Annotated in this window: 3 protein-coding genes; all 3 read right to left on the reverse strand. The window is 38.7% G+C overall.

Features of this window, described 5'->3' with window-relative positions; genetic code table 11:
- Positions 1-297 (reverse strand): hypothetical protein (locus A9G34_RS09995; RefSeq protein ID WP_141670402.1); only part of this gene is annotated, 297 nt, incomplete at its 3' end.
- A gap of 24 nt (positions 298-321) precedes the next feature.
- A complete protein-coding gene (locus tag A9G34_RS10000) occupies positions 322-1,149 on the reverse strand; it encodes a DUF6708 domain-containing protein (RefSeq protein ID WP_065569623.1) in 828 nt (275 codons plus the stop codon).
- A gap of 16 nt (positions 1,150-1,165) precedes the next feature.
- A partial coding sequence (locus tag A9G34_RS10830; protein WP_176701496.1) for a hypothetical protein occupies positions 1,166-1,637 on the reverse strand: 472 nt, incomplete at its 5' end.

Raw genomic sequence — 1,637 nt, forward strand, 5'->3', positions numbered from 1 at the left:
CATATTCCACATCCCCAAGGCACTTTTTAACTCGCCTAAGGCTTCAAAAATAGTTATAGCCGCAAAGGCTTTGGCTACGGTTTTAGAAATCAAGGTATTTAACATCAGTCTGGCTTTAATTTCAGGCACTAATGTGCCCGAAACCGTTGAACGCATCGCTTTAACTAGCTGCATTTTTAATTTGATGTCACGGTATAAAGCCACGCTATCAACACTTAATAACGCTAACGAGCCTAAGTCAATCGCCAGTTGGTGCATTTTTTTATCTTGGCTTTCACCTTCTTTAACGGTGTCCATTATTTTAATAATATTTTTATTATATTATTCCGTTATATGGTGTCGTTGTTTGATTTCGGCGAGCTCTTCTTGCGATGTGGCATTAAATGCTTCGACCATCCATTCGGGCCAGCCTTCACCTTCAATCCTATGGGCTTTAAATTCCGCTTCTTGATCTGACTTATATTCGCCGTCATCGATATTGGCAACATCACAAAAAAACATAAAACTATTGATCCATCCCCAAACAAATGTACTTCCTGCACCGGCTCGCATAGGATCTAACATAATATGATCTATCACTTGGTGCGTGCCCGGTTGGCAGACCATTAACACGGTTGAACTTAAGGCATTACGTGACATATTATGAATAATAACACCGTGCAAATCGTTCCAATCATACTCTTTTATTCGGCGTTTTTTCGGTTGTAAAAATACCGAAGGGTGATGTAAAAACTTAAAGTTAAAAAAGTAACTTTCGTTAACATAGACTTTACCGGTTTTACGATTAAATATAATGGGGCTGCCATAGCGGGAGAATAGATAATGATACAGTTGAGGAACCGCATAATACATAGCGGCACAACAAGTAATAAATCCAATAATTCCAATCAAACAAAGCATGCTACCACTATCTGGATGATCATAATCCATAATAAATGTAGGAAAACCAATAAGAAGTATAAATAAAACAATAACAATAACAAAATGGAGACAGCCATAAAAAATCTGATCATTGTGATCCTGACGAATAAAGGCACAATAGGTATTATTGGCATAACTTAAGCGATCGTCATGCAGGGGCACTAAACGAGGACCTTTATCTAGATCCCCAAACCAACCAAGAATTTGCGGGCGGTATTTTGATGGCATTTTATTCTCCTTTTATTTATTCATCGTGAAATTGGTTACTGCTTCGATTAATGATGAGTGGGATTTCGTCATCATCTTGTGCATTAGAGCTGATATTGATTTGGTAGTTATTTATTAGATCATAAGCAAAGGTGCCCGCTACCCAGGTTATTACCGTTAGGTGACTTTCTGGCTGGTTAGGAGCTGGCTCTTTTACTTCGATTTTTTCAATATCGGTAAAATTAGATTGCCATACCGCTTTGCCCTGAGTGAGGGTTTTAAAGGTTTTTGCTTCATAATGGTCGATAAAATAGTTTTTATCGGTGGTGACATATTCGGTGATTTTTAGGGTTTCTTTGGCTTTATCTTCGTTTAGGTGGATTGGGGAGTGCGCCACTACTGAGTGGTTATTTACCCCTGTTGAACTGATATTAAAGCGAGATTCAATCATATCCTCATCACGTTGCCCATTCTTGCCAAATAATGTAACCGTGGCCTGCAACGGCAGG

The organism is Gilliamella sp. Choc4-2, assembly GCF_001690355.1.
Classification (GTDB): domain Bacteria; phylum Pseudomonadota; class Gammaproteobacteria; order Enterobacterales; family Orbaceae; genus Gilliamella; species Gilliamella apicola_A.

Coding starts and splice junctions, on each gene's coding strand:
- A9G34_RS10000 (WP_065569623.1), bottom strand. CDS start 1,149: ATGCCATCAAAATACCGCCCGCAAATTCTTGGTTGGTTTGGGGATCTA.